Origin of the sequence: Paenibacillus sp. FSL R5-0713, from assembly GCF_037973325.1 — a bacterium.
Classification (GTDB): Bacteria; Bacillota; Bacilli; order Paenibacillales; family Paenibacillaceae; genus Paenibacillus.
Genome location: NZ_CP150229.1, coordinates 6,270,411 through 6,291,296, shown reverse-complemented (window position 1 = coordinate 6,291,296; position 20,886 = coordinate 6,270,411). Strand labels below are relative to the sequence as shown.

The 20,886-nt window shown below is 47.8% G+C and carries 19 protein-coding genes; 12 read left to right on the top strand and 7 right to left on the bottom strand.

Translation table 11 applies throughout. The annotated features are described in order from the left end of the window. Positions 1–23 precede the first annotated feature (23 nt). Entirely contained in the window at positions 24–614 is a 591-nt protein-coding gene (locus tag MKZ12_RS28000; RefSeq protein WP_339257801.1) for a GNAT family protein, read from the bottom strand. 15 nt (positions 615–629) lie between these two features. Further along, positions 630–1,265: a TetR/AcrR family transcriptional regulator gene (locus MKZ12_RS27995; protein WP_339257800.1), complete on the bottom strand. Its 636-nt coding sequence runs from the start codon at positions 1,263–1,265 to the stop codon at positions 630–632. 176 nt (positions 1,266–1,441) lie between these two features. Here MKZ12_RS27995 and MKZ12_RS27990 point away from each other — a divergent pair, with 176 nt between their 5' ends. Both MKZ12_RS27990 and MKZ12_RS27985 read left to right on the top strand, forming a co-directional pair. Further along, positions 1,442–3,673 (top strand): MMPL family transporter, encoded by a 2,232-nt coding sequence (locus MKZ12_RS27990; RefSeq protein WP_339257799.1) that lies wholly within the window; start codon positions 1,442–1,444, stop codon positions 3,671–3,673. A gap of 273 nt (positions 3,674–3,946) precedes the next feature. Further along, positions 3,947–4,900, top strand: coding sequence for a nucleoside hydrolase (locus MKZ12_RS27985; RefSeq protein WP_127548851.1), 954 nt, complete (start codon positions 3,947–3,949; stop codon positions 4,898–4,900). A 147-nt stretch (positions 4,901–5,047) separates the two neighbouring features. Here MKZ12_RS27985 and MKZ12_RS27980 read toward each other — a convergent pair whose 3' ends face one another. The 3 genes from MKZ12_RS27980 to MKZ12_RS27970 form a co-directional block, all read right to left on the bottom strand. After that, positions 5,048–6,766, bottom strand: a complete 1,719-nt coding sequence (locus MKZ12_RS27980; RefSeq protein ID WP_339257798.1) for a methyl-accepting chemotaxis protein — start codon at positions 6,764–6,766, stop codon at positions 5,048–5,050. A 262-nt stretch (positions 6,767–7,028) separates the two neighbouring features. Then, on the bottom strand, positions 7,029–7,775 hold the full coding sequence (locus MKZ12_RS27975; protein ID WP_339257797.1) for a DUF3105 domain-containing protein: 747 nt from the start codon (positions 7,773–7,775) through the stop codon (positions 7,029–7,031). Between the two features lie 263 nt (positions 7,776–8,038). Further along, positions 8,039–8,956, bottom strand: coding sequence for a zinc ribbon domain-containing protein (locus MKZ12_RS27970; protein ID WP_339257796.1), 918 nt, complete (start codon positions 8,954–8,956; stop codon positions 8,039–8,041). A 374-nt stretch (positions 8,957–9,330) separates the two neighbouring features. Between MKZ12_RS27970 and MKZ12_RS27965 the strand changes: the two genes are divergently transcribed. The 7 genes from MKZ12_RS27965 (at position 9,331) to MKZ12_RS27935 (ending at position 16,847) form a co-directional block, all read left to right on the top strand. Next, complete coding sequence (locus MKZ12_RS27965; protein WP_017691786.1) at positions 9,331–9,675, top strand: Na-translocating system protein MpsC family protein; 345 nt, start codon at positions 9,331–9,333, stop codon at positions 9,673–9,675. A gap of 248 nt (positions 9,676–9,923) precedes the next feature. Next, positions 9,924–10,994 (top strand): ABC transporter substrate-binding protein, encoded by a 1,071-nt coding sequence (locus tag MKZ12_RS27960; protein WP_339261541.1) that lies wholly within the window; start codon positions 9,924–9,926, stop codon positions 10,992–10,994. A 110-nt stretch (positions 10,995–11,104) separates the two neighbouring features. Then, positions 11,105–12,031, top strand: a complete 927-nt coding sequence (locus MKZ12_RS27955) for a nucleoside hydrolase (protein WP_339261538.1) — start codon at positions 11,105–11,107, stop codon at positions 12,029–12,031. A gap of 203 nt (positions 12,032–12,234) precedes the next feature. Beyond that, positions 12,235–13,056: an ABC transporter permease gene (locus MKZ12_RS27950; protein ID WP_036612869.1), complete on the top strand. Its 822-nt coding sequence runs from the start codon at positions 12,235–12,237 to the stop codon at positions 13,054–13,056. Between the two features lie 4 nt (positions 13,057–13,060). After that, positions 13,061–13,852: an ABC transporter permease gene (locus MKZ12_RS27945; protein ID WP_124116640.1), complete on the top strand. Its 792-nt coding sequence runs from the start codon at positions 13,061–13,063 to the stop codon at positions 13,850–13,852. An 18-nt stretch (positions 13,853–13,870) separates the two neighbouring features. Then, complete coding sequence (locus tag MKZ12_RS27940) at positions 13,871–14,929, top strand: ABC transporter ATP-binding protein (RefSeq protein ID WP_339238458.1); 1,059 nt, start codon at positions 13,871–13,873, stop codon at positions 14,927–14,929. Positions 14,930–15,104: 175 nt separating this feature from the next. Beyond that, positions 15,105–16,847 carry an adenine deaminase C-terminal domain-containing protein gene (locus tag MKZ12_RS27935; RefSeq protein WP_339257795.1) on the top strand — a complete coding sequence of 581 codons (1,743 nt, stop codon included), beginning with the start codon at positions 15,105–15,107 and terminating at the stop codon, positions 16,845–16,847. A gap of 184 nt (positions 16,848–17,031) precedes the next feature. On the opposite strand, the gene MKZ12_RS27930 is transcribed toward MKZ12_RS27935, so the two are convergent. Then, positions 17,032–17,217, bottom strand: a complete 186-nt coding sequence (locus tag MKZ12_RS27930) for a hypothetical protein (RefSeq protein ID WP_339257794.1) — start codon at positions 17,215–17,217, stop codon at positions 17,032–17,034. Between the two features lie 180 nt (positions 17,218–17,397). Here MKZ12_RS27930 and MKZ12_RS27925 point away from each other — a divergent pair, with 180 nt between their 5' ends. Beyond that, positions 17,398–18,135 (top strand): HAD family hydrolase, encoded by a 738-nt coding sequence (locus MKZ12_RS27925; protein WP_339257793.1) that lies wholly within the window; start codon positions 17,398–17,400, stop codon positions 18,133–18,135. A gap of 97 nt (positions 18,136–18,232) precedes the next feature. Here MKZ12_RS27925 and MKZ12_RS27920 read toward each other — a convergent pair whose 3' ends face one another. Then, complete coding sequence (locus MKZ12_RS27920) at positions 18,233–18,583, bottom strand: cupin (protein WP_339257792.1); 351 nt, start codon at positions 18,581–18,583, stop codon at positions 18,233–18,235. A gap of 358 nt (positions 18,584–18,941) precedes the next feature. Here MKZ12_RS27920 and MKZ12_RS27915 point away from each other — a divergent pair, with 358 nt between their 5' ends. Together MKZ12_RS27915 and MKZ12_RS27910 are read left to right on the top strand one after the other, a co-directional pair. Then, positions 18,942–19,421: a DNA starvation/stationary phase protection protein gene (locus MKZ12_RS27915; RefSeq protein ID WP_339238446.1), complete on the top strand. Its 480-nt coding sequence runs from the start codon at positions 18,942–18,944 to the stop codon at positions 19,419–19,421. 127 nt (positions 19,422–19,548) lie between these two features. Next, positions 19,549–20,760, top strand: coding sequence for a nitric oxide synthase oxygenase (locus tag MKZ12_RS27910; protein WP_339261537.1), 1,212 nt, complete (start codon positions 19,549–19,551; stop codon positions 20,758–20,760). The last annotated feature ends 126 nt before the right edge of the window (positions 20,761–20,886 follow it).

Below are 20,886 nucleotides of genomic sequence, written 5' to 3'. Positions count from 1 at the left end.
TCTCATTTTGGCTGAACGGAAACTTAATTATTCCCTGCCTGTCCTTTCATATGACGTTGCCTGAACTCATCTTCCAGCATGCTCATCTGGATGGCATCATGATATTGGTGATTGTAGAACAAGACATCCCGCTTCACACCCTCGCGCTGGAATCCGAGTTTCTCATACGTGCGGATAGCTCTCTCGTTGAAGGCGTACACTTCAAGTTCGATTCGATGCAGGTTACAGATACCGAAGCCGTAGTCCAGCATAAGCAGTAACGCCTCGCTGCCGTAGCCTTTTCCTTGATGCTCCGCCTGATCGATGGCCACACGAATATGTGCACTGCGATTCTTGGCATGCATGTCCATCAGGACGACATCTCCGATGATCTGGTCATTTTCCTGTAAAGCAATAAGTAGCATGAGTCTGGAATCATCCTGTGCTGCGTTTTCAACATAACGTTCAACCTGAGCGCGTGTGAAACTATTCTGTGTTCCTGTCAGCCTGCGCATCTCAGCGTCAAACAGACCGGGGAAGTAAGCATCCACATCTGTAATCTCGAAAGGACGTAGGTATATGCGCCTTGTTTCCAGCAGACGGGGGATGCGTGGGGATGATTTTGAATGTGACATAAGTTGTTCCTCCTATCATGATCTTTCGTTCCGCTTAACCGCTCCATCCAGAAACAGGGCAACAAGTTCCCGTGCGAGTTCCTTAATGCTGCCACCATTCATATTGCGTACATCTTCGCGGTTCGCGAGCATGAGCAGTGACGTAAATGCATGAGCAAGCAACATGGGATTGGCGACCCGCAAATAGCCGTTATCCATCTCCTGCTGGAAGTGGGTCGCAAGCACTTCAAAGATACGAACCTCGGCTTCTCGAATCTGGCTGAGCTGCTCCGTATTCAGATGCTTCTCGGCTTCTCGCATCATGGTCTCGGTTTCAATATGGGAGTGTTGCATCTTCGCTTCTGCAACCTTGATTAGCCGCTCTTGTAGTGTGCCAGGTTCATCCAAGCGGAGTGAAGTCTGCTGCATACTCATTGCCATCATGCGTGTAATGGCAACGGTGAACAGATCGGCTTTGCTGGTGAAGTGATAATAGATGGATGCTTTGGTTACATTACATAATGAAGCAATCTGTTGAAGAGAGACGGGTTCATACCCATATTCCATAAACAGACGTGAAGCTGTCATCAATATGTTGGTTTGTACAGATGCTTGATCGGCAGCCGTTTTGGGTCTGCCCGGAGACCGGGGAATGTTTGTTTTTTTGCTCATAATCACTGACCTCTTTACGTATTTAATTGCTAGTTTAGCAAGTTCACAAATTAGGCATTGCAAAATTAACCTTCCGGTATATATAATTAAGTCGATTATACTATGACCCGTGGTTCATTACTACATCATCACATAAATAGGGCTTCATAGAAACAGAATAGGGAGATGAAGAGACAATGCAGGAAGGTTCGGGTTATGGTCGCTGGGTTGCTGGCAAACGAAGCAAATGGATTACACTGTTGGTATGGATCATTATTGCCGTTGTGCTTGGCATGGTATGGCCTGCTGTTGGTGATCGTGAAACTAATAACGCGCAGGATCTGAGTGAGTCCAAACCATCGGTTCAGGCAGCTGCACTTGCCGAGAAGGAATTCCCTGGTGGTGAAGGATTGCCCGCGCTGATCGTATGGCGTCAAGCCGGCGGTTTGACGGATGAGCAGATTGAGAACATTCAGGCATTAACGGAACGACTGGATCAAGATCCGGTAGAACAGCAGCAGTCCGTTGTGCCACTCTATCAATTGCCGCCACAGGCGTTGAAAGGCCAGCTTTCGGAAGACGGAAGCACCCTGGTTATGCCGCTTTTCTTCAATGAAGGTGCCGATGCAGAACAATTAGAGCAAGGCATTGAAGCACTTGAGCAAAAAACACAAGACATCTTCGGGGCAAACCCGTTCGATGTGGCTATAGATGATACTAATACACTAATTGCTCGTGTGACAGGGCCCGTAGGAATATCCATTGATGCGAGCGGACTGTTTTCCTCCGCCGATGTATCCTTGTTGATCGCTACGGTTGTACTGGTATTGGTGTTGCTGCTATTGATCTATCGCTCGCCGGTACTCGCGATTATCCCAATTATTGCGGTTGGATTCGCGTATATGGTGACCAGTCCGATTCTCGGATTCATGGCGGATCAAGGCTGGATTACGGTAGACGCACAGTCCATCTCAATCATGACTGTATTGTTATTTGGAGCAGGAACGGATTACTGCCTGTTTATGATCTCCAGATACCGCCAGATTCTCTATCATGAGCCGGACAAAAAGAAAGCCATTTTCCAGGCCATTACCGGATCTTCCGGCGCTATTGCCATGAGTGGATTCACGGTCGTTGCAGCACTGCTGGTGCTATTGCTGGCTGAATATGGGGCATATCATCGTTTTGCCGTACCATTCAGTCTGTCCATCTTTATTATGTTTATAGCAAGTCTGACACTGGTTCCGGCACTTCTCGCGATCTTCGGCCGGGGTTCATTCTACCCGTTCGTACCGCGTACTCATGAGATGGAAGTGGAACGAGCCAAGAAAAAAGGCAAGCCGGCTCCTGCTCCACGCAAAGTGAAGGAAAGCTGGATTGGCCGTACGGTGGTCACTAAACCTTGGGCCGTGCTTGCAATTACCGTGGTACTGCTGGGAGGACTGGCAGCATTCTCAACTCAGGTTAAATTCACATATGATCTGTTGTCTTCGTTCCCGGAGGATGTACCTTCCCGCGAAGGTTTCACGGTCATTGGTGAACAGTTCTCCCAAGGCGAGCTGGCTCCGGTAAAAGTGATTGTAGATTCAGGTGGCAAAGAAACCGATCTGAAGCAGCGTCTCGAATCACTGGACTACATTAGCAAAGTAGGCGATGCCCAACAGGGTGCCGAGAACGCCAACATTACCGCCTTTGATGTGGAATTCGATCTGAATCCATACTCCATGGAGGCGATGCAGCATATTCCGGATCTGAGGGCTACTGCGGAACAGGCGCTTCAAGATGCCGGTGTAACCAATGCGGACAGTCAGGTCTGGATTGATGGTCAGACAGCAGAGCAGTATGACATTGAAGTGGCTGGAGAACGGGATGCCAAGATCATTATTCCGGTGGTCATCGGCATGATTACACTATTGCTGCTATTATACTTGCGTTCTGTTGTAGCTACGGCGTATCTGATTGCAACGGTTGTTCTGTCGTATTTCTCTGCACTGGGTCTGGGTTGGATCATCATTCACTATGGCCTTGGCGCAGATGCTATCCAAGGCGCGATTCCGCTGTATTCCTTCGTATTCCTGGTGGCATTGGGTGAAGACTACAACATCTTCATGATCTCCAGCATCTGGCAAAAACGCAAAACGATGCCGCTTCGTCAAGCCATTAAGGAAGGCGTCGGTGAGACGAGCTCCGTTATTACCTCTGCCGGCCTGATTTTGGCAGGAACTTTTGCGGTACTTGCTACATTGCCAATTCAGGTGTTGGTACAGTTTGGTATTATAACGGCTGTTGGTGTGTTGTTGGATACATTCCTAGTACGTCCGTTCATGGTTCCGGCAATCACCACATTGCTGGGCAAATGGGCCTTCTGGCCAGGCAAGTATGTACCGATTGCCGAGAAGAATGAAGAGAAACAGAACCAGTCCGTGTAATGCATGGATGGGTAGTATGGGCAGCGGGGCTTCGAGCCGGCTGTCCATTTCTTTTTGCATAACAATGGCATGGAATTAGTTGGACGGGTCTGCTCCTGAGATGGAATGGTGGAACTGTAAAATATCCGCAGGATGAGGCGTGATCCTTGTTTTCTTTGCGTAGGGAAGGTTTACGTAGACAAGGGTTATGGGACATAATAGAGGAAGCGTCGGCTTAGGGCAGACGGATGAATCAACATCAATGGGACAACCAGGGGAAGGATGAAAGCAAGCATGACGAACCAACTTAATGTGTATTTTAACCATGACGGCGGCGTGGATGACCTCGTATCGCTGTTCATGCTTCTGCAAATGGACAATGTACATGTAACCGGTGTATCGGTTATTCCGGCAGACGGATATCTGGAGCCAGCAACAGATGCCAGCCGTAAAATTATCGATCGTTTCGGTACATATTCCGTAGAGGTATCCAAATCCAACTCCAGAGGAAAAAATCCATTTCCTGCGGCGTGGAGACTGCATTCCTTCTATGTAGATGCACTTCCTGTACTGAACGAGTCCGGCAAAATGGAAGCACCACTCTCTGCTATTCCTGCACACCAGCATCTGATCGAGAAAGTGCGTAACACCGAAGGCAAAACATTGCTCCTGTTCACAGGACCACTGACAGACCTTGCGCGTGCACTGGACGAAGCACCAGACATTGAAGAGAAAATCGACAAGCTGGTATGGATGGGTGGCACATTCGAGCGTGGTAACGTAGAAGAGCCTGAGCATGACGGCACAGCGGAATGGAACGTATTCTGGGACCCGGAAGCGGCTTACCGTGTATGGCAGAGCGGCATCCAGATCGATCTGGTTGCACTCGAAAGCACCAACAAAGTACCTCTGACTCCAGCCGTTCGTAACCGTTGGGCAGCAGAGCGTCGCTTCGAAGGTGTAGATTTCCTGGGGAACTGTTACGCAGGTTGTCCGCCACTGGTGTACAGTGAGACAAATTCCACATATTATCTGTGGGATGTGCTGACAACGGCTTCCGTTGGACGCGAGGACATCGTGAAGAAGAAAACGGTCAACTGTATTGTCATCCCGGATGGTCCTAGCCAAGGCCGCACAGTGGAGCAAGCAGACGGACGCCCAGTACAACTGGTGTATGATACCGATCCGGAAGCGTTCTTTACGTACATGACGGATTTGGGTAAAAAAGCTGCTCCGCAGCGCTACTAATTCAGGCAGCCTTAGGGCTCGCCATCCTTAAAGGTACAACAAAAATAAAGCCGCAGGCAGTGTCTGGAAATGGGGTTGACCCCATAATCCCGTCCCTGCCGTGCGGCTTTTTTGTTGTGGGCTATATCTAACAATCTAAGCTGCCCGCTATATTTTAAATCGACTAATTAGCCCGCTCAGTTCACTGGAAAGTACCCGGAGGGATTCAGCGGATGCACTCATCTCATCCATGGATTGCAGCTGGCTTCCGGTAGCGTGTGACACCTGTTGGATACTGGAAGAGGATTCGCGCGAGATATGCTCCATATCCTCCACGGAAGCGGACACTTCCTCTGCGCTGGCAGACAGCTGCTCGGATGCTGCGGATACTTCGTGCAGACGTTCATTCATCGTCTCAATTCCGGTATGAATGGATGTGAACGAACGACCTGCTTCCTGTACAACAGCGAGACCGGACTGTACGGCAGATGTGCTTGCTGACATATGTTCTGACAACAGGGAAGTCTGACGTGTCATCTCGGCGATCAGTTCGGTGACATGCTGGGACGATTGCTCTGATTCCCCCGCAAGTTTGCGAACCTCTGAGGCAACCACTGCAAACCCGCTGCCATACTCTCCTGCACGAGCCGCTTCAATACTCGCATTAAGGGCGAGCAGATTGGTCTGTGAAGCGATACCCTTCATTAGATGTGCAACCGACTCAATTTTATCAGAGTACTGCTCTAGCTGAGAGGTGGAGGCCACCATCTGCACATTCGCTTGATGAATTTTGTCCATGCTGTCTATTGCCGTGTTGATGTTGGCTTGACCTTGCACCGCATTATTGGTCGTTTCCTGCGAGACATCCGCGACCATAGAAGAAGAGTTCGCAATATGCTGCATGCTGCGCGTGATCTCTTCCATGGCAACGGTGACTTCGCCTGCTCGTGCCACCTGTTCGGCAGCTCCACTGGCTGTATGATGGGTATGCTCGGCAATACGCTGACTCGCTTCGGCAGTTGCCTGCGAGTGTTTCGATACACTTTCTGCGGCTTGCAGCAGAGAATCGGAACTTTGACGGATGCCCGTCATAACATCACGGGTATCTGTGACCAGATGTTTGAATTCGGAAGCCAGCTGTCCGACTTCGTCCTTTCGTCCAAGTTCGACGTTGACGGTCAGGTCGCCTTTTCCCACTTCGGTAATCAACTTCTTCAGTTTCACCAACGGGCGGGTCAAGTAGTGTGCGAATCCATACACCAACAAGACACTGAGCAGCACAATAACGAGCGCTGTCCAGATCATGGTCATACGGTTGCGAGACATCAGTTCATAGACCGCAGTGGAATCCAGATCCGCACCGACTAACCCCAACACTTTTCCGTCAGCCCCATGGATGGGCACATACGCTGTAATGGTAGCTCCATAGTCATCCTGGGTGAGTTCGCCTCGAATAGGTTCATTCTGCTCAAAAGCCTGTAACATACCCGCGTAAGGGGTCTCTTCTGCGGAACCGTAAGGGGAGAAGTCGTTCTCTGCCACATCGACAGCGGCCCCATCCACAACATAGAAATATGTATTAGTTCCATTTTCTTCTCGTGTACCCAGTGTATACAGATACTTGAGCCCATTGGCCTCGCGCAGTTGACTGAGCTGCTCACGCAATATGCCATAATACGCTGTCTCGTTCTGTCCGGTACTGAGTGGTGCATACAGAGAAGTATCAATTAATGCAGCTGCCCGTTCAGCCACAGCCTGTGCCTGCATCCCCATGGATTGTTCGACCAGTTGCGCCGATGAACGGTACATGGTAATGCCAAGAACCGCACCCGCGGCCAGCATCAGACAGGAAAAAAATAAAAAGATCCGCATAAACAAACTGTTCATTGGTAAAAGTGTTCCCCCTTGATCTGTTGGATGAATCGTCTCTTTAGATGGTGTTTGTCGCTTCTTTGGTTCGTATGTATTGTATATCAAATATACAGTTTTCTACTTGAAATATCGGCATCCGGGCGATAAAGAATTAGCCCCCAATTCAATTTTGATCCGGGAGCTAATTACGTTTTAATATTATATTGACCAAGTACATTATTGGTACAAGCTTCATGGTTACGATTTGATGCCTTCACATGACTAAGTAATTACGCCATTACATTGTTCCGCCGCCCTGGCGAACAGAGGCAGGAATCTTTTCAGGTCCCTGATTAATATATTTATTGATAAAAGTACCCACTTTGGCATCGTCGAATTGGTCGAGTTTCATCGTTTTGGTCCATGCGGTCACCACGACTTCACTGCCTTCGGGAATATCCTTGTTGGGTACAGCCAGAATACCTGCTCCGGCTTCGCGGAATTTAGCGAGGTATTTCAGATGTTCCTTCAAATCCTCGCTTGCGTTCTCACGATAATAGATGATGATATCCCCGTGTTCCAGATTGTGTACCAGGTAATTATAGCCCGGGAAGTCGGTGTAAAATCCAAACTTGATATCATGCGGATTATGCGGCCCGGATGTTGGAATTGTCATCTCATACTGGATAGGGTCCTCCGTATGGTCAGCCCCATAATATTTATCGTCCGTCACATCGATTGTCGCGTTGGATTCCAGATCGGCTACATTATATGTTTTACCTGCTCCTTGCATGAAGAACAGGCCAAACGTAATAATCGACACAGCCATCATTACATGTGCAGACAGCCGAAGGGATCGACTTTTTTTGTGGATGTCTGCCCGTTCTTTCTTTTTCATGTGGCCCAGAATTTTGCCCTGTGTGCGTGATGCCCAGATATAGGCGGCGATGGAGAACAGCAACACAATTACACCTACGAAGAGCCACAGGTAGGATGTACCTGCCTCATGCTCCATTTGCATATGATTCATATTGGTCATGTCCATAGAGAGTTCCTCTGCTTTCTTTGTAAAATGAGTAAACATAACACTACATGATGTAGTGTTGATGGCAAAGATGAATCCTTTCATTACTTAACGGGGAGTTGCTGGATTGGTTTATTACGTAAATAAGAACATACCTCTTGCACTACACATTATAGTGTATGATACATGCACAGTGCAATGCTGCCTTGGAAAACAAAAAAAAGGCGCTCCCCACGTGAGCAGGGAGCGCCTCAATACAATTTTACGGATAACGGGGATAACTTTTACAGACGACCAAACGGCGACAGCATCAATCCGATCAGTCCCATAATAACCTCACCCAACAATCGATACAGAATAAAGAATACGACCACATTGGCGATGAGTACGCTGTACATACTGTCGATGGCTGCTTTAGTACGATTCAGTGGATAGTGGAATAGCACCGAGTTCAGAGCAACAAATATGATGATGTACGAGATCACAAGCAAGGCAATCGCGATGGAATACGAGATGATAATAAACAGATTCGCCAGAACAAGGGATACGACAGCAGGAACAAGCAATGTACCGAACTGGGCAACCAATGTTTTGGGACGAAAGGTTATTTTTTCAATTTTCAGAATAGCGTACATCAGTGCAATTGAGGCAATCAGGATAATGACGGTGAACAATAGCGGCCTTACAAATCCACCAATGAACAAGCCGTCCATGCCTATGCGACTAAAGGTAATTAAGAAGTATGTAGAAGATAGGACTGCAATCAGCGCCATCGTTAGCCATCCGTTTAGTGAATGCTGGTCGCCAACGGTTTTCATCGTCTGATAAGGACGAGCTAATACACTGAGGAAATAGGATAGATACTGTTTGCTTACTTCTTTGGCTTGCTGAACTTTCTCATTCTGCACGATATTATTCCACTGATTGGAGCTGTTGTCTCCTGCAGAATCATGATCATGGGTGCCTGTTGATTCTGTTGTCTGTTGTTTCTGAGTAGAGACGGATGTTGTGTTCGGTCGAACGGGTGCCTCGGAAGATGTGTTCTGCGTACTGGACCAGCGAGTATATTCAGGTTCTGAAGCAGCAGCAGATTCCGGGTTCTTTACAAGAGAGGGTGAAGAGTTAGTTTGTGTTAGATTAGATCCGCACCTCTCGCAAAACTGGGCATCTCCATTTTCGTGGTTACATACTGGACATTGCATGGTATAAGCCTCCAATTTCTAGAAAATAAAAGCATGTTAACATTGTGTCTCATTTTAACGGTTGTTGACGAAGTTTGTCTATGTTTTGCAGGAATTAATACCCTTTTAAGGAAAGTTGAAACGAAGACTCGAACACGGTGTATTAAAACGAAGTTTAGAAGTAACAATAGTATAGGACTTACATGCAGGCATATTAATGTAAATTTACTGCGGTTTAAGACGAATTTTTTTTGGAGGCAAATATCTTATCGTTCGCTTCTGTGTGTGATTTACATGTTAAGTATATCTTTTGGGTTGCTCATTTCAGAAGATTTATGTATAATCAATCGTGTTAACACGTCGAATGTACGGTAGTAAGAGATGTGGGTGAGTTCATGGAACTACTGGACAGCAATGAGAGCAAGAAGAAGATGTGCCAGTATTATAACGAAATCTCGAAGGAACTGTTCGGATTTGGCACCACTCTCCTGAGAGTGACCATTGACCAGAACATTGTGACCTTCTACGCGAAGCACCGACGTTCACCGCGCTCTGACGCCCTGGAAGGGGAGGCCCCCGGCTTAAAGCTGGAAGTGGACTTCCGCATGTCTGTCTTATATAAGAAGAAATTCCGGGAGAAGCTCGAGCAACACATGGGTTTGCCAATTGAAGCTATATTGCGGGATTATGATGCGTCCACCCAGTGGGCGATCACGAATGTGATTCTGGAACAGGCCTAGGATGGATCGGCAGGATAGATTCTTGTTGAAGCATACGAAGGTTATGGCCCGGATCCATGATCAGGTTCCGTACAATTTCATATGATGGCGTCTGTCTTCGGATTGATTCTGAAGCAGAAACCGATGATGTACCGGCAGCGGGTGTCGCTTTCCTTTGTTTACGAAGAAAAGTGTTCTTGTTTATACAAGAATGCTTTTCTTTTTGTTTTTTTTACACATCACATATATCAGGGGGAATCAGGATCATGATGAAAAAGTGGATTAGCGGTTTGGCAGCAGTGGCAATGACATCGGTATTACTTGCAGGTTGTGGCAGCAGCACAGAGGATGCAGCAGGTGGATCAGGCAGTGGGGGAACAGCAGCTACCAAATTGGTTATCTCCACTTGGGGCTTCTCCGAAGATTTCTTCAATGAATCGGTATTTGGTCCTTTTGAAAAAGAACATAATGTAGACATCGTTCTGGAAGTCGGCAATAACGCTGAACGTCTGAACAAAATTCGTCAAGGTACATCCAATGTCGATGTGATCTACCTGTCTGACTACTATGCACAACAAGGTATTGATGAAGGTTTGTTTGAAAAAATCGACCGCTCCAAAATTCCAAATGTAAATGACATTTATGATATTGCCAAAGCCCCGCTTGGTGAAGATTATGGCCCGGCTTACACGGTTGGACAGCTTGGAATTGCTTATAACCCGGACCTCGTTTCCAAAGAAGTGACTTCATGGAGTGACCTGTGGGACCCGGCGTTTGAGGGTAATCTGACTATCCCGAATATTACGGCAACAGCAGGCCCGATGGTTGTGGATGCAGCTTCTCGTGTAGCTGGTAATGATACGTTTAATGAAGATGCGGCATTTGCTGAACTGAAAAAACTGAGCGGCAATGTGGTGAAATTCTATAGCCAAACGTCCGAGTTCGTGAACATGTTCTCTCAGGAAGAGATTGCAGGCGGACCGATCATGGAAATGTATTTCAAAGATCTGAAAGCAGCTGTACCTAATGCGAAGTTTGTTACACCGAGCGAAGGTGCATATGCCGTGATGAACACGATCAATGTCGTGAAGGGCAGCGAAAATAAAGAACTGGCTGAAGAATTCATTAACTGGCAGCTTAGCCAAGATGTACAAGCAAAATCTGCTAAAGCTAAAGTTGACTCTCCGGTTAATACCAAGGTTGAACTGACTGCTGAAGAAGCAGAAGGCGTAACCTACGGTGCTGACGTTGTTGAGAAGCTGAACAAACTGGATATGGAATTCGTCAATCAACAGGTTAAAGGCTGGACAGATCGCTGGAACCGCGAGATTGCACAATAAAAACAAGTAACCGACTGACTTAAAAGTTTTCTTGGATCAACATGTTCAACTTATCATTTGCAGCAAGCAACCAATCACCGTATAGGAGTTGAGAACGGATGAGTGAATCGCTGAATCGCATCATTATGGATGTGGACACGGGGATTGACGATGCACTGGCAATTTTGCTGGCGGTCAAAAGCCGGAAGCTGGACATTCTCGGTATCACCACAGTCTGTGGGAACGTATCACTCCAGCAGGCAACAGAGAATACGTGCAAAATCCTTGAACTTGCGGGTGCACCTGAAATTCCGGTGATTGCTGGAGCGGCAGGACCCCTTACTCGCAAGTCGCATTATGAACACCGGGTACATGGACAGGACGGATTGGGCGGTGCACTGCCTGATCCGGCGGTGTCCAAGCAAGCCGAGGAAGGTTTTGCGCCGGACTTTATCGTGGAGCAAGCCAAGTTGTATCCAGGCGAACTGACATTGATCATGACTGCTCCATTAACCAATCTGGCACTCGCGCTGATGAAGTGTCCTGAATTGCCTTCTTTATTGAAGGAAGTTATCTTCATGGGTGGCGTGGTTCGCGGACATGGCAACATTACGCCGACAGCCGAGTACAACACATACGCTGATCCAGAGGCGGCACGCATCGTATTGCACGCAGGCATCGAGAAACTTACACAAGTCGGACTGGATGTGACGCGTCAAACGCTGTTGAATGAAGCAACGATTGAGCGTCTCACCGATCCTGCACTGCGCGCGTACGTGGCTCAGAGCACGGAGATCTACATCAACCGGTATGAACAAATGAACGGTGTTCGCGCTTGCGCGTTGCATGATCCACTGGCCGTGGGCGTAGCCCTTGCCCCCGAACTCGTTGGACGCAAATCGTATTACGTCGATGTCGAAACCGCCAGCCGCTTGTGCGATGGCCAGATGGTATGCGACTTCCAAAACCGTTTGGGCGAGCAGCCCAACACCCTCGTCTGCGAAACCGTAGACGCAGAAGCTTTCCTTGAACTGTTTATCAACGCGTTAAACGCGTAGTTGCTCTGCCCCAATTAGATATTTATACGTTGCGGAGAGTGCAGAACCGATCTGGAGAAGCGAAGCGTTCCCCTTTATCCCCCGATTTTTACCTATGAAAATAAATCATTAAATCGGGGGATAACAGGGATCGAAGGACGGTACTGCAATCGGAGTACTCAAGTATCAATCTCGAATTAAATTTACAAGTCAGGAGTATGGCGATGAAAAAATCAGTAATCTACTGGCTATTGCTGCCGGGATTCGTGTTTTTGGCGGCATTTATGATCATTCCGATTGTCCTGACGATCGGATCGACGTTTTTCCAAGAAAACTCCTTCACGTTTGAAGGATACATGCATTTTTTCAGAGACCCATACTTTTTGAAAATACTGCTTACGACGCTGCAAGTCAGCGTGGTCACCACCATCGTCTGTGTGGTGCTCGGATTCCCGACAGCTTATTATATTTCGCAGAAAGCGCCGCGCCGCAAAGGCATTTTGCTGGCACTGGCGATCTTCCCACTGCTGACCAGCCCGGTTGTTCGTTCGTTTAGCTGGATGATCATCCTTGGACGCAAAGGGCTGATCAACAACACCCTTGTTGGTCTGGGGATCGTGGACAAGCCATTGGATATTCTGTACACGCCAGCAGCGATGATGATCGGTCTGACGCATCTGTTCCTGCCATTGATGATTATCTCTCTGGTGGGCGTGCTGGAGAACATTGACGGTGACCTGCTCAAGGCAGCGCAAAGTCTCGGCGCATCGCGCATTACGGCATTCCGCCGGGTTGTATTCCCGCTGGCTGTGCCAGGACTTGTGATCGGAGCCGTGCTTGTCTTTGTCGGAAGCCTGACGGCGTATACCACACCTGCCCTCCTTGGAGGCAAGCAGCGCGTGATTGCTACGTTCCTGTATCAGAACGCCATGACCCTCAACGACTGGTATCTGGCCTCGGTTGTTGCCGCGATTATGATTGTGATTACATTTGTCGTGGTCGGTGTCATGAACAAAATGGCCAAAACTTTAAATCCGAAGGGGTAGACATATGCGGGAGAAACATATCGGGCTGGGCCTGTTCAGTCTGCTGGTCTTTATCTTTCTGCTGGGCCCGCTTCTGATCATATCGATCACTTCGTTTGAACCGGGAACGGTACTCAAATTTCCGCCGGAAGGGTTCTCCTTCCGCTGGTATGAGAATATTTTCAACACAGGCGGTTTCCTCCGCACGTTCCAGACGTCCATCATCATTTCCTTGCTGGGGAACCTGTTGGCACTGGTGCTTGGAGTTCCGGCTGCGTATGCACTCAGTCGTTACGATTTCAAAGGCAAGTCCGTGCTGAACGCACTGTTCCTGTCCCCGGTACTGATCCCGGGAATCGTGCTTGGTTTTACATTGATGAAATATCTGATCGTAATCTACCATCTGCCGATGTACCTTGGACTATTGATTGGTCATACGATTATCATGCTTCCATTCATCATTCGGGTTATCGCGTCGAGTCTGTCGAGCTTTGACTTCGCCGTGGAAGAAGCTGCGCTGAGTCTTGGGGCGGGACGGGTGAGAACGTTCTTCACAATCGTGCTTCCCAACATCCGCTCAGGCATTATCGCTGCGGTGTTGATTGCCTTCCTAGAATCGTTCAACAACGTGGACATCTCGGTATTCATGACCGGACCAGGGGTAAGTACATTGCCAATTCAGATGCTGACGTATGTGGAGAATTACTTTGACCCAACGATTGCAGCGATTTCCATGCTATTGATGGTACTAACCGGACTTTTAATGTTCGTGATCGAACGGATCATGGGCGGATTTTCATACTTTACTAAACGTTAATTGGAGGCGCAGAACGCTATGGCATTGCTGACACTAGACCACGTATCCGTGGCATACGATAAGCAGACAATCCTGAAGGATTTTCAGTTGGAGCTGGAAAAAGGTAAACTGCTCTCCCTGCTCGGACCGAGCGGTTGCGGCAAAACAACTACGCTGCGCCTCATCGCCGGATTTCTGGAAGCATCACAGGGCAAGTTTATGTTCGGCGGCAAGGATTATACGAAGGTTCCGGCGAACAAGCGCAACTTCGGATTTGTATTTCAGAGTTATGCATTATTCCCGCATTTGTCTGTCTATGACAACGTGGCCTTTGGCCTGCGGATGCGCAAGGTGAAAGACAAGGATATCTCTTCCCGTGTAATGCGAATCCTGGAAGTGGTTAACCTGAACGGATTTGAGAAACGTTTTCCACAAGAACTGTCTGGTGGACAGCGTCAGCGTGTGGCCATTGCTCGCGCATTGGTTATTGAGCCTGACCTGCTCTTGTTCGACGAACCACTCAGTAACCTGGATGCGAACCTGCGCCTGAACATGCGGGTGGAGATTCGCCGGATTCAGCAAGAGCTGGGCATTACAACGTTGTATGTCTCTCATGACCAGGAAGAGTGCTTCTCGATCTCTGATCAGGTAGCCATCATGAACAAAGGTGTGGTCGAGCAGCTCGACCGCCCGGAAACGATTTTCAAATATCCGGCAACGGAGTTTGTCGCACGATTCATCGGATTCCATAACTTTATTGAATTCGCGGATCGCAGCGATGCAGGTGAAGTCATCACATTACATGCGGGTGGACGCACATTTACAGCAACAGCACATCCCGGAACAGCACGTCCCGGTGCACGTAAAGGCGCGATTCGCCCGGATGATCTGATCGTAAGTGGTGATACCTCTGCGGATGTGGTGAACGCTTTGCCGGGCATTATCAAAGTCAGCACGTATCTGGGACGCAGCTATCAGTATGTAGTTGAGACGGAACTGGGTGACTTTACAGCCAATCAGGAGATGGAAACACCGTACCTTAGCGGGCAGCGTGTTAGCCTGATCTTCCCACAGGACAAGCTTGTACTGGTAGAGTAGCTATGAATGTATGGAATAGCTTGAAGAAATAAGAGCAGCGAAGAAAGCAACTCATGCGATGATTCCGGATGATGGCGGTGGTGCGCAGTCATGTGCAGCACAGCAGATTAAAGTGCAGGTTCATTGTCCGGTTCGGATCGCAGTGAAATGCTTGTGAAGAAGGAGATTATGCCCCATGCGTGCAGATCAACTGATTGTGAATGTACATGTGTATAACAGTTATTATAAACGGTTTGAAATGAACAACGTCGCTGCTGTATTGGACGGCAGATTCCTATATGTTGGACCCGGTGGACCGGAGATGATTCAGGCAGACGAAGTCATTGATGCACGAGGAAGATACATGATTCCTGGTTTGATCGATATCCATCTGCATATTGAAAGTACGATGGTGACACCGGAAACCTTTTCCCATGGCTTGATTGGCTGCGGGGTAACGTCCATTGTTGCAGAACCGCATGAAATGGCGAATGTGTTTGGGCTTGAAGGAGTTCAGGAGATGATGGCTGCAAGTCGAGAGACGACGGTGGACATGTTCTATGCGATCCCAAGCTCCGTTCCGGCAACCCCGATGGAGACGACAGGTGGTTCGATTGAAATCGAAGATATGGACGTGCTGCTCGCCACTGGCGAGATTATCTGTCTGGGTGAGATCATGAACTATGTCGATGTCATCCGTGATCCGGAGTGCAAGACGAACCAGATTTTACAGCATATCCGCAAAAACTATCCTGATCTCGTGATCGAAGGTCATACACCGAAACTGCTTGGACTCGATCTGCATCGACTGATCTACGCAGGTATTGATTCCGATCATACCCACCAGAGCATTGAGGGATTACAGGCACGGATTGCAGCAGGTATGTTTATTGAAATCCAGGAGAAATCGATGACGCCCGAAGTCATGGAGTATCTGATTCAACATGATGTGGCGCAGCACTTCTGCTTCGTCACAGATGATGTGATGCCGGATTCACTGGTGGAGCGTGGTCATCTGGATCATATCGTACGCAAGGCAATTCAGATGGGGATGCGTCCGGAAGATGCGATCTACGCAGCAACGTCTACCCCTGCTTCCCGGATGAAAATGACCGATCGCGGCAGCATTGCCCCTGGCAAAGTGGCCGATTATGTGCTGGTATCCAACTTGCATGATCTCTCCATTGATCAGGTGTACAAAAATGGCCGCAAAGCTTATGACGATTACGAACCGTATAAGCAGGAACGGATCATCGGGCAATTCCCACCTCACTTCTATAAGAGTGTGCAGTTAGAGAAACTGGGGGCAGCAGATTTTGCTATTCAGTTGTCCGACCCGAAAGTCAGTGGATCAGGTGTTGATCTCGCTGGTGAAGGTGAGTACCATTGCCGTGTCATGATGGTGAAGGATGGTTCTACTTTTGTGGAAGAACATATTGCACCGGTTCAGTCTTCGGATGGCGAATTGCGCTGGGAAGAGAGCAGATATGCGCAGATCGCGACCTTTGAACGTTATGGTGTGAACGGCAATCGAGCACATGGCTTGATCGGTGGAGACACCATCAAACGAGGCGCCATTGCAACGACATATTCACATGACAATCACAACCTGCTGGTTGTAGGACGTAATCGTGAAGATATGATATTGGCAGCTAACACCGTAATTTCGAGCCAGGGTGGCTTCTGCGTGGTGGAAGATGGCAAGGTGCTGTCCCATCTGGAACTTCCCGTAGGTGGCATTCTGACGGAAGAACCACTCGCAGTGGTATCCCATCAAGTGAAGGAACTGCGTGCAGCCATGTTGTCTCTTGGTTACGTGCATTACAACCCGATCATGTCGATCAGCACTCACTCTCTTGCGGTAAGTCCAGCTCTGAAGATCACTGACCATGGCCTGATTGATGTAAATGCAGGTAAGGTTGTATCGTTGATTGTATAAGTGGGATAGACACATCTGGTGGTATTCTTCCGATGATTGATTAGATTATTCGTTGTTATATCGTTGGTGTGTTCTATAAGAAAAAGAAGCCCCGGTTCACTCAAGTGAACCGGGGCTTCTTTTTGGCTAATTCATATACGTATTATTATGTTCTTGTAATAATTATAGTTAATACGAACCCTGTTTATATTAATTTCTCTGGATTCTTCACCTTAATGGAGACCACTTCTCCGCAATCCAAACAAACGGTATATACTCTTTCTGAACCAATCGACAATTTCTTATCCACTGGACGAAGATTAATGAAGTCGGATGCCTGTACGAAAGATGTGCTTCCACAATCGGTGCATTTCTCTACTGTAGTACTCATATGTTCATTCCACCTTTTAATCATTTTGGATGTGATCCTTAATAAATTATATTCCAGTAACTGGGATGTAGCAATTATTGATTGTCCACGTCTACCAAATCCCTTTTGGACGAGGCATAGGATTACATATATAGTAAGAAGAGAATGTTTGGACTCATAGCAGGAGGATAGAAAACGATTATGAATGAAATAAATCATGCTAAAACCATATTTTTTGACGTGGATGATACCTTATATGATCATTTACAGCCGATTCGTGGCGCGTTGCAGGACGTTCTCGGCTTGCCGGATGATTTCCCTTATGCTGAGGCATATCACCGTTTTCGTTATTACAGTGACTGGCTGTCTGCACAAGAAGATCTGTCTGCTGTACCGGAGCCGGATGCGGTGGAGCGAATGCGCCGTCGGAGGTTTGAGCTGACGATGGAGGAGTTTGGACTCGCCCTACAACCAGGTCAGGCTGAAGAACTGCAAGCTCGGTATCTGAGCAGACAGTTTGAGATTGTGCCTTTTGAAGGAGCCTATGAGCTAATTAGAAGGCTTCAGGCAGAGGGCCATACCGTTGGACTAATCACCAATGGAGAAGGAGAGCATCAGCGGCGCAAGCTTGAAGCATTGGATGTGCTCAGTCTCGTGGACGAGCATCTGATCTTCATCTCTGGTACGACTGGTTATGCGAAACCGGATCGCAGATTGTTTGAATATGTGAGTAAGCAGTCCGGGACAGATGCCCGTTCCAGCTATTACATCGGAGACTCGTGGCGTAATGATGTGGTAGGTGCAGTGGATGCAGGCTGGAAGGTTATCTGGTTCAATCATCGGGAGGCGTTGCCGGAATCCGATCATCAGCCTCATTTTGTAGCATCGAGCTATGAAGAGATCAGTCGTATTCTGACTTTTGAGGTTTTCCGAGTTTAAGGAGATATTTGTTGAAAGGAGCAGTCCTGTTACCGTTTTAGGTGCAGGTCTGCTTTTTAGTGTTTAAAGAAAGACTTCATTTCTTACGTTATACCTTCTATAAAGGCATTAATAATGAGATGTCTAACTCTTCGCTTTCAATTACAATGGCCATGAGTCCAGCTTCTGTTTTGGTTTCGTGCCATTCATGTTTATCCCAGAGTACGGCTTCCCCACAATGCACTTTAATGTATTCGTTTGCTTCGCCTCTAACCCAACCTTCTCCACTTACGATCAAAAGCAGTTGAGGAACCACAGCTTGGTGATAACCTACTACTCCACCCTCAGGCAAGTGCATACATCCGATATGAGCTGTTTTGTCAGTCTGCGTAATACGTGACATGACGAAATTAGAATCAAATTGGGTAATCTTTTTCCCTGACTCTTCTTTAAATTGAAATATCCTCATGTTTACCTCCGCAATCGTGACTAAGTTAACTTCCTACAAGGGCAACGTTCCTTATGATGGTATCATCCTAATCCAAAATAATATGGAAACCCAATCAGATGAGTCTATCATAGCTCCAATCGTTGAGGAATAGTTTGTTTACAACTCTCATTTCGTTAACGCCTGTGCCGTTGATTCTATGAAGTTGTACTTCATGGAATCTTCATTCACAAGACAGTGCAAAAGCCTTCCCAAACTATAAATGCAGTGTTATAATTAAAACAAGATTTAGATTAAGTCTAAATTAAAACGATGAATCAAAGCAGCGCCATAACAATCATTTACATTCTATTTTTATATTCGAGAGGGGATAAATTCCATGAGCACAATCCAAACTAGAAACAACACTTTTGCTAACAATGCCACAGCACTTCAAGATGTCCTGAACCGTCAGATCGCAGGTTGGTCCGTACTTTACACGAAACTGCATAACTTCCACTGGTATGTCCAAGGACCTCATTTTTTCACACTGCATGCCAAATTCGAAGAACTGTACAACCTGGCTACGGCGAACATGGACGAAGTTGCAGAACGTTTGCTTGCCATTGGTGGACGTCCGGTGGCTACGATGGCTGAACAGCTGCGTCTGTCTCCAATTGAAGAGGTACAAGGCCAATTGTCTGCTGAGCGTATGGTAGAGTCGGTGGTTGCTGATCTGCGTACCATGGTGGAAGTGATTCATCAAGGTATTCACGAAGCGGGAGAAGCAGAAGATAACGCAACAGAAGATATGTTAATTGGTTTCACCGCTGCGCTGGATAAAGAGGTCTGGATGTTAAACGCATTTCTGGGCAAATAAGCAAGGTTACCCTTCATCCTGACAACGATATGTAGAGTCCGTGAACAAAGTGCCCGTTCGCTTACAAATCCAGTGCGCTTGCCGTATAATGATGGCATCCAAGATGTACAGAATGGTGGAATGAATGATGCGGTCAGACCTGGAACAATTGCAGGAAGAAGCTGAACGGTTTATATATACATGTTATGAAGAGCTGGGCCATTCGCGTGAAGACGCGCAGGCCCGGCTTGTTGCTGTTATGGAGGAGATCGAAGTAACGGGTACCTATGTGCATACCACAGAAGAATTGGAGCAGGGTTGCAAAATGGCCTGGCGGAACAGCAACCGTTGCATCGGGCGGCTGTTCTGGGATAAATTGCGGATTGTGGATGCCCGTCATGCCGATACGGCAGGCCCGGCAGCGGATGCTGTGTTGAATCATATTCATGTGGCATCCAACGGAGGCAAGGTCATTCCGATGATTACAATTCTTCCTCCGGATGGTCCGAATGGAGCCCCGGTACGTGTCTGGAATCATCAGCTCATTCGTTATGCAGGATATGAGACAGAGCAAGGCATTATTGGCGATCTTGCTTCCGTGGAGCTGACCAAGGTAGCCATGTCACTTGGCTGGCAAGGAACAGGTGGCTCTTATGATGTGTTACCGCTCATCATTCAGGCACAAGGACAAGCGCCAGAGTGGTATGTTATACCCGAAGAAGAGATTGTGGAAGTGATGATTGAGCACCCGGAGCAGAAGGAGATTGCTGAGCTGGGTATGCGTTGGTATGGTGTGCCGATGATTGCCGATATGCGTCTGGAGATTGGCGGTATATCCTACCCGGCAGCGCCGTTTAATGGTTGGTATATGGGTACGGAGATTGGCGCCCGTAATCTGGCGGACACGTTCCGTTATAACAAGCTGCCTGCGGTGGCCGCAGCATTTGGGTTGAATACGTCAAGTGAAACGACACTGTGGAAGGATCGGGCGTTGGTGGAGTTAAATGTCGCTGTGCTGCATTCGTTTAAGAAAGCAGGCGTGAGCATTGTCGATCACCACACGGCGGCAGCGCAGTTTGCACTCTTTGAACAGCGGGAAGAGAAGGCTAGGCGTGAGCTGACCGGGGATTGGGTGTGGCTGATTCCGCCAGTCTCCCCGGCGACGACGCATATTTTCCACAGCTCGTATCGCAATGAGATTGTGAAGCCGAACTTTTTCCATCAGGATCAGGCGTATACCCTGAAAGATGGCGTGGCATCTGCCGCAGAACTGCGAAGCAGTGAGCAGCAGAATGCACAGGTAGAGCATCCCCAGCCACAGGCCGGAGATGCGCCAATGAAATGCCCGTTTGCACATTAATTGTGCAGACGGGTTATTTTTTGTGATTCTTTTTTTATCAAATAAAGGGCTATAAAATAGGAAAAAACAAAGAAGATTTTTTCTCTATATGGAAATATATAACATGCCTATAATGAGGTCATGGCT